The sequence below is a fragment of the Gryllotalpicola sp. CP2-P1 genome, assembly GCF_057512245.1.
On the sequence record NZ_JBLRDT010000129.1, the window covers coordinates 1 to 7444 of the forward strand.

Annotated in this window: 8 protein-coding genes; 2 read left to right on the forward strand and 6 right to left on the reverse strand. The window is 69.6% G+C overall.

Annotation, left to right across the window (positions count from 1 at the left end):
* From ACM2XV_RS10485 to ACM2XV_RS10500, 4 genes are all read right to left on the reverse strand, one after another.
* Positions 1-185, reverse strand: a 185-nt coding sequence (locus ACM2XV_RS10485; protein ID WP_487026886.1) for a translation initiation factor IF-2 N-terminal domain-containing protein, incomplete at its 3' end; no start/stop codon positions are given.
* Between the two features lie 88 nt (positions 186-273).
* The gene (locus tag ACM2XV_RS10490) at positions 274-531 is read right to left on the reverse strand and encodes a YlxR family protein (RefSeq protein ID WP_344773174.1); all 258 of its coding nucleotides are present in this window, start codon (positions 529-531) and stop codon (positions 274-276) included.
* A 53-nt stretch (positions 532-584) separates the two neighbouring features.
* Positions 585-1646 carry a transcription termination factor NusA gene (gene nusA / locus ACM2XV_RS10495; RefSeq protein WP_344773176.1) on the reverse strand — a complete coding sequence of 354 codons (1062 nt, stop codon included), beginning with the start codon at positions 1644-1646 and terminating at the stop codon, positions 585-587.
* A gap of 198 nt (positions 1647-1844) precedes the next feature.
* The gene (locus ACM2XV_RS10500; RefSeq protein WP_487026887.1) at positions 1845-2798 is read right to left on the reverse strand and encodes an endonuclease domain-containing protein; all 954 of its coding nucleotides are present in this window, start codon (positions 2796-2798) and stop codon (positions 1845-1847) included.
* A gap of 186 nt (positions 2799-2984) precedes the next feature.
* Here ACM2XV_RS10500 and ACM2XV_RS10505 point away from each other — a divergent pair, with 186 nt between their 5' ends.
* Positions 2985-3581 carry a gamma carbonic anhydrase family protein gene (locus ACM2XV_RS10505; protein ID WP_487026888.1) on the forward strand — a complete coding sequence of 199 codons (597 nt, stop codon included), beginning with the start codon at positions 2985-2987 and terminating at the stop codon, positions 3579-3581.
* A 4-nt stretch (positions 3582-3585) separates the two neighbouring features.
* Here the strand turns inward: ACM2XV_RS10505 and ACM2XV_RS10510 are convergent, their stop codons facing one another.
* Positions 3586-4608, reverse strand: coding sequence for an LLM class flavin-dependent oxidoreductase (locus ACM2XV_RS10510; protein ID WP_487026889.1), 1023 nt, complete (start codon positions 4606-4608; stop codon positions 3586-3588).
* 28 nt (positions 4609-4636) lie between these two features.
* Complete coding sequence (locus ACM2XV_RS10515) at positions 4637-6406, reverse strand: proline--tRNA ligase (RefSeq protein WP_487026890.1); 1770 nt, start codon at positions 6404-6406, stop codon at positions 4637-4639.
* A gap of 110 nt (positions 6407-6516) precedes the next feature.
* Between ACM2XV_RS10515 and ACM2XV_RS10520 the strand changes: the two genes are divergently transcribed.
* Positions 6517-7444: RNB domain-containing ribonuclease (locus ACM2XV_RS10520; RefSeq protein ID WP_487026891.1), on the forward strand; the 928-nt coding region annotated here is incomplete at its 3' end.

Consider the following 7444-nt stretch of genomic DNA (forward strand, 5'->3'; position numbering starts at 1 on the left):
GCCGACGTGACCAGCTCGGGGTGGTCGCTGACGTAGGCCCGCAGCTTGCGCACTGCAGGCGGTTCGATGGTTGACGAGGGAGTCTTGACGAACTCCTTCAGCTCGCCGTTGAGGATTTCGACCGCAGCCTTGCTCTCGATTCCGAGGTCCTTGGCGATCTCACTCACGCGTGGTTTGGCAGCCACATTTCTCCTGTTCCGAGGCCCGCCCCTCGGTTCAGGGCAGGCGCTAGTTGTGGACGGGTCTCATTTCGAGCCGCTCATTAGTTGTCCATTAGCCGTTCAGCCTGTTCTCTAGCTGGTGGGTGATCTCGACGGTGTCAAGGACGCCCTGCACTCGAAGCGCACGCCCGAAAGCCTTGCGCTGGAGCGCCTTCTTCATGCATTCCGCACTCGGGTGAATCCACGCCCCCCGGCCCGGCATCACGGCGGACTCATCCACCACGACGACGGAATCTTGGGCGACGACCCTCAGAAGAGAGGATCTCGGAGCGCGAGAACGGCACCCGATGCACGTTCTGACGGGTTCCATTCTAGACCCCTCTCTTAACGGGATTTGCCGAGGAGGGTATTCCTCGGCCTGCCCTACTGAGCGGAATCCGGCTGGATGTCGATCTTCGCGCCCGTGAGCTTGGCGGCCAGACGCGCGTTCTGGCCCTCCTTGCCGATGGCGAGCGAGAGCTGGTAGTCGGGCACGAGGGCGCGGACCGCCTTGAGGTTCTCGTCGACGACGTACGCCTTCGTCACCTTCGCCGGGCTGAGAGCAGACGCCACGAAGGCCGCGAGGTCAGGCGAGTAGTCGACGATGTCGATCTTCTCGTTGTTGAGCTCTGCGGTGACGGCGCGCACGCGGGAGCCCATCTCGCCGATGCAGGCGCCCTTGGCGTTGATGCCGGGCTCGACTGCTCGCACCGCGATCTTGGTGCGGTGGCCCGCCTCACGCGCGAGCGAGACGATTTCGACGAGGCCGCCCGCAATCTCGGGCACTTCGAGCGCGAAGAGCTTGCGCACGAGCGCCGGGTGCGTGCGGCTCACGGTGATCTGGGGGCCCTTGAGGCCCTTGGCGACGGACGTCACGTAGACGCGGATGCGGGAGCCGTGGGCGTATTCCTCGCCGGGCACCTGCTCCTCAGGCGGCAGGATCGCCTCGATGGTGCCGAGGTCGACGTGCACCATGCGCGGGTTCGGGCCCTGCTGGATGACGCCGGCGACGATGTCGCCCTCGCGGCCCTTGAACTCCCCCAGCACCGACTCGTCCTGGATGTCGCGCAGCCGCTGGTTGATGACCTGCTTCGCCGCGAAGGCCGCGATGCGGCCGAAGTCGCTCGGGCTGTCTTCGGCCTCGCCGATGACGTTGCCCTCGTCGTCGTACTCGGGCACGTAGACGGAGACGTGGCCGGTCTTGCGGTCGAGGTGCACCCGCGCCGCCGGCTGCTTGGCCGGGGCGTCCGCGTGCGGGGCCGCGGTGTGGCCCGCCGCACCTTGCGCGCCGGGCGCTCCTGCGGGGGCGTGGTGGTGCTGCTCGGCCTGCCCCGTGTGCTTCAGGTAGGCGGTCAGGATCGCCTGCTCGATGATGTGGACGAGCTCGTCGAAGGGGATCTCCTTCTCGCGCTCCATCAAACGCAGGACGCTGAGGTCGATGTCCATGTGCCGGCCTCCTCTGTATTGACTTTCCGGTATTCAGTTCAGCGCACGCAAGTGCCCGCGCTCTCGCGCAGGCTAAACAACCACTCTAGACGAGGCGGATGCCCCGGGCCAGGCATCTGTGCGCGCAGCAGCGGTGCAAAACGCACGTTCGTTCGCCGCTGAACATGCTTTTCGCACCGCCGCATGCCGCCCTGCGGTTCAGCGCCGCCTCGCGAGCACCGCCATGACGCGCGCCAGGAACGCAGGCGCGTCGCCGAAGAGGTCCGCGGAGAAGACGCGGATGACCTTCCAGCCGGCCTCCTCGAGCAACTCGCGACGCTGCTGATCGCGGGCCCACTGCCTGCGATCGCGCCAGTGGTCCTCACCCTCGTACTCGAAGACGACCCGCCACTCAGAGAGCTTGAGGTCGGGGCGGAGCACGATGCCGCCGGCGACCGGCGTGGGATCGTTCACCAGCGGCTCGGGCAGCCCGGCGCCGACGAGGAGCAGGCGCAGGAGAGACTCCGGGCGCGAGTCGAACCCGGTACGCACGCGGGGAAGCGCCCAGCGGAGCTTCCCCGCGCCGCGCGCGTGTGCGTGCCGCTCGACCGCCTCCCGCAGCTCCGCGACTGTTGCCAGAGGCGAGCGATGCCTGCCGTCGGCGACATCGCCGGACACGAGGTAGTCGCCGACGGCGACCAGATCTTCGCGGCTCAGCTCGGAAGCCAGCTGGCACCAGGCATCGGGTGGGGAGACCAGGGCGAAGCCGAAGGCAGTCCGCACGCGGACTCGCCCTTCGCCGACGCGCATGCCGATCACGCCGCGGGTCCGGGGAGGCGTTCGCGGGGAGAAGACCCCGACCACCAACGGCCTCTCATCCCAGCCGCGGGGCAACGGCGCCCGCCACACGAGCGCGGCCGTGCCCCCGGCGAAGAACTGACCGGGAAGCATCCGCGCGCTGTAGTCGCTGCAGGAGCGCTGCGTCGCTGTCAGGCGCGACCGCACCGCGTCAACGCCACCACCCTCGACGACGTTCACGCCGTGGAACGGGTGGGCCACGACGGCTTGACGCAGCTGGGCACGGGTGAGCCCGGCCCGTCGGGCGTCGGCCGTGGAGAGCGCCGCACCATGGAAGCCGGGGGCGATGGGTTTTCGAGGTGTGCCGGTGGTCATGTCGGCCAGCATCCGCGAGGCAACGGCCCTTGCGCACGCGGCCCGATTATGCACTGTGCACACCTCGCCGCCCCGCCGTGCTGTGGACAACGATTCGCGTGCTCGGGCGGTGCGGAAAGCACGTTCGCGGACTTGCGAGCGTACTTTTCGCACCCGCGGGCACGGGTGGCGGCGCTAGCGTGAGGCATGCTCTACGAACATCAGGGGGTGGCGCCGCGCGTACACGCCTCGGCGGTGATCGCGCCGAGCGCCGTTATCAGCGGGGACGTCGAGATCGGTGCGGGCGTGCAGGTGCTGCACGGCGCGGTGATCACGGCGGAGGGCGGCCCCGTGCGAGTCGGTGCGAGCACCATCGTGATGGAGAACGCGGTGATCCGCGGCGTCTCGGGCAACGCGGTCGCGATCGGCGATCACTGCCTCGTCGGACCGCACGCGTATGTCGCAGGCGCGACGATCGAGGCCGAGGTCTTCCTCGCCACGGGCTGCCGTGTCTTCAACGGCGCCGTGATCGGCCGCGGCAGCGAGGTGCGCATCGACGCGATCGTCCACCTGCGCACCACGCTGCCACCGGGCACCACGGTGCCGATCGGCTGGGTGGCGGTCGGCGCTCCCCCACTCATCGCCTCGCCCGACGACCACGAGGCGATCGAGGCGCGCCAGCGCGAGCTCGACTTCCCCGAGTACGTCTTCGGGCTCGACCGCGAAACCCCCGACCTCATGGTGCAGCTCACCGAGCGCTATGGGGCGAGACTCGGCCGCCACTCCGGCGATCGCACGGTCTAGCCGGTCAGCGCCAGCCGAGCGCCGGCGCGACGTGCCTCAGGATCGACTCGATGACGTGCGCGTTGTACTCGACGCCGAGCTGGTTCGGCACGGTGAGCAGCAGAGTGTCCGCCGCCGCGATCGCCTCGTCCTCGGCGAGCTGCTCGACGAGCTTGTCGGGCTCTGCGGCGTAGCTGCGGCCGAAGATCGCGCGGGTCGACTCGTCGATCATGCCGATCTGGTCGTGCTCGTCGCGCCCCTGGCCGAAGTAGGCGCGGTCCATGTCGTTCATCAGCGCGAAGATGCTGCGGCTGACCGACACGCGCGGCTCGCGCTCCCAGCCCTCCTCTTTCCATGCCTCGCGGTACAGGCGGATCTGCTCTGCCTGCTGCTGGTGGAACGGCCGTCCGTCCTCGTCGTTCTTGAGCGTCGAGCTCTGCAGGTTCATGCCGTGCTGGGCCGCCCACTGCGCGGTCGCGTTCGAGCCGGCACCCCACCAGATCCGCTCACGGAGCCCTGCGGAGTACGGCTCGAGCGGCAGCAGCCCCGGCGGGTTCGGGAACATGGGGCGCGGGCTCGGCTGGGCGAAGCCCTCGCCCTCGATCACCTTGAGGAACACCTCGGCGCGGCTGCGGGCCATGTCGGCACCGCTCGGGTCGTCGCCCGGGTCGTAGCCGAAGTAGCGGAAGCCGTCGACGACCTGCTCGGGCGAACCGCGCGAGACGCCGAGCTGCAGGCGCCCACCCGCGATGAGGTCGGCCGCGCCGGCATCCTCAGCCATGTAGAGCGGGTTCTCGTAGCGCATGTCGATGACCGCCGTGCCGATCTCGATCGTCGACGTGCGCGCTCCGATCGCCGCGAGCAGCGGGAACGGCGACGCCAGCTGCCGCGCGAAGTGGTGCACGCGGAAGTAGGCACCGTCGGCGCCGAGCTCCTCGGCGGCGACCGCGAGGTCGATCGACTGCAGCAGGGCGTCGGATGCCGAGCGGGTCTGCGAATGAGGCGAAGGCGTCCAGTGGCCGAAGCTCAGGAATCCGATGTTCTTCACAGTGCGTGCAACCCGTGCGAGTCGGCTGTTATGCCGCGGTCAGGGCCGCCACCGCGTCGGCGATCGCGACCGTCTCGCGCTCGCCCGTGGCCCGGTTCCAGAGCTCGACCTGGCCCTCGGCGGCGCCCCGGCCGACGACGAGCACACGCGGCACGCCGATCAGCTCGGCGTCGCCGAACTTCACGCCTGGCGAGACCTTCGGGCGGTCGTCGTAGAGCACGTCGAGACCCGCGGACTCGAGCTGCGCGATGACGTCTTCGGCGATGCCGTAGACGGCCTCGTCCTTGCCGGTGGCGACCACGTGCACATCGAAGGGGGCGACGGATGCCGGCCAGATGAGGCCCTTCTCGTCGTTGTTCTCTTCGGCGATGATCGCGAGGATGCGGGTGACGCCGATGCCGTAGGAGCCCATCGTGACCGTGACGAGCTTGCCGTTCTCGTCGAGCACCTTAAGGCCGAGAACCTCGGCGTACTTGCGGCCGAGCTGGAAGACGTGGCCGATCTCCATGCCGCGCTCGAGCGTCACGGGGCCCGAGCCGTCGGGTGCCTCATCACCCGGAAGCACCTCCGCCGCCTCGATCGTGCCGTCCGCCGCGAAGTCGCGGCCCGCCACAAGGCCCAGGACATGCTTGCCCTCGACGTTCGCGCCGGTGAGCCAGCCGGATCCGTCCACGACTCGAGGGTCGACGAGATAGCGGATGCCGGTGCTCGACTTCTCGCCGAGCACGGGGCCCTCGGGCGACCACGGCCCGATGTAGCCCTTCACGAGGCCGGGGTTCTTCGCGAAGTCGGCCTCGGTGGCCGGCTCGACCTCGGCGGGTGCGAAGGCGACCTCGGCACGCTTGACGTCGAGCTCACGGTTGCCGGGGATGCCGACCACCACGAGCTCGCGGCTGCCGTCGAGGTGCGTGAGCGCGAGCACCACGTTCTTGAGCGTGTCCGCGGCGGTCCAGGGGCGGCCGTCAGGCCGAGGGTGGTTCGCGTTGGCGATCGCGACGAGCGAGTCGATCGTCGGCGTGTTGGGCGTGTCGACGATCTCCTGCGGCGTCAACTTCTCATAGCTGCGCGTCGGCGGCGCGACCGTGGTGAACGCCTCGACATTGGCCGCGTAGCCGCCGCCCGACTGCACGAAGGTGTCCTCGCCGACGGGGGTCGGGTGCAGGAACTCCTCGCTGCGCGAGCCGCCCATCGCGCCGGCATCCGCCTGCACGATCACATAGCTCAGCCCGAGGCGCTGGAAGATGCGCTCGTAGGCGGCACGCTGCCTCTCGTAGGAGGCGTCGAGCCCGGCATCCGTGTAATCGAAGGAGTACGCGTCCTTCATCGTGAACTCGCGGCCGCGCAGCAGGCCCGCGCGGGGGCGTGCTTCGTCGCGGTACTTGTCCTGGATCTGGAAGATCGTGAGCGGCAGGTCCTTGTACGACGAGTACAGGTCCTTCACGAGCAGGGTGAACATCTCCTCGTGGGTGGGCGCGAGCAGGTAGTCGCCGCCCTTGCGGTCCTGCAGGCGGAAGAGCAGGTCGCCGTACTCGTCCCACCGGCCAGTGGCGTCGTACGGCTCGCGGGGAACGAGCGCCGGGAAGTGCACCTCGTGTGCGCCCGCCGCCTCCATCTCCTCGCGGATGATCCGCTCGATCTTCGCCTTCACCCTGAGCCCGAGCGGCAGCCACGAGAAGACGCCGGCGGACGTGCGCCGGATGTAGCCGGCCCGCACGAGCAGCTTGTGGCTCACGACCTCGGCGTCGGAGGGGTCTTCGCGCAGGGTGCGCAGGAAGTAGTTGGAAAGGCGAGTGGGCACGATCCAAGTTTTCCATATCGCTCTGCGCGCCTTGACAGCTCCGCACAGCCGTTCAGCCGCTCGCGGTCGAACCGTGATCAGCAGGCCGCGTGCCGACTAGCCTCGGGGGCATGGCGCGACGCAGCTCTCGACTCTCGGCATCGGCGGCGCAGAGCGAGCTGGCCGACGCGCTGGCTGCGCTGCGCGCCGAGCTCAAGGTGCCCGTCGAGTTCCCACCCGCGGCGCTCGCGGAAGCAGAGCAGGCATCCCGCGCCCCACTCGGCGAACTGCCCGACCTGACCCGCCTCGACTTCCTCACCATCGACCCCGCCGGGTCGACCGATCTCGACCAGGCGATGCATCTCGCGGTGACCGATGCCGGATTCGAGGTGCACTACGCCATCGCCGATGTGCCGTTCTTCGTCACGCCGGGCGGTGCGCTCGACGATGCGACGCGGCGTCGCGGGCAGACGCTGTACGCCCCGGACGGGCGGATTCCGCTGCACCCGACCGAGATCTCGGAGAGCGCCGGGTCGCTGCTGCCCGGCCAGGTGCGGCGCGCGTTCGTGTGGCGCTTCGAGCTGGCGGGTGACGGCGCTGTGACCAGCACCTCGCTGACGCGGGCGCTCGTGAAGTCGCGGCGGCAGTGGTCGTATGAGGAGGCGCAGCGGGCGCTCGACGACGGCACCGCTCCCCCGGCGCTCGCGCCCCTGCCCGCGGTCGGGAAGGCGCTCATCGCACAGGAGGCGGCGCGCGGCGGCGCCTCACTGAACACCCCCGACCAGGAGATCGTGCTGACGCCGGCCGGCTACGGCGTCGAACGGCGGGTGCCGCTGCCTGTCGAGGACTGGAACGCGCAGCTCTCGTTGCTGACGGGCATGGCCGCCGCGCGGATCATGCTCGACGGGGGCGTCGGCATTCTGCGCACCATGCCGCCGGCCGACGAGGCAGCGGTCGCCGCGTTCCGCGCACAGACCGAATTGCTCGACCTGCCGTGGGCAGAGGGCACCGAGTACGGGGAGTATCTGCGCACGCTCGACCGCACGCAGCCGCGGGCGC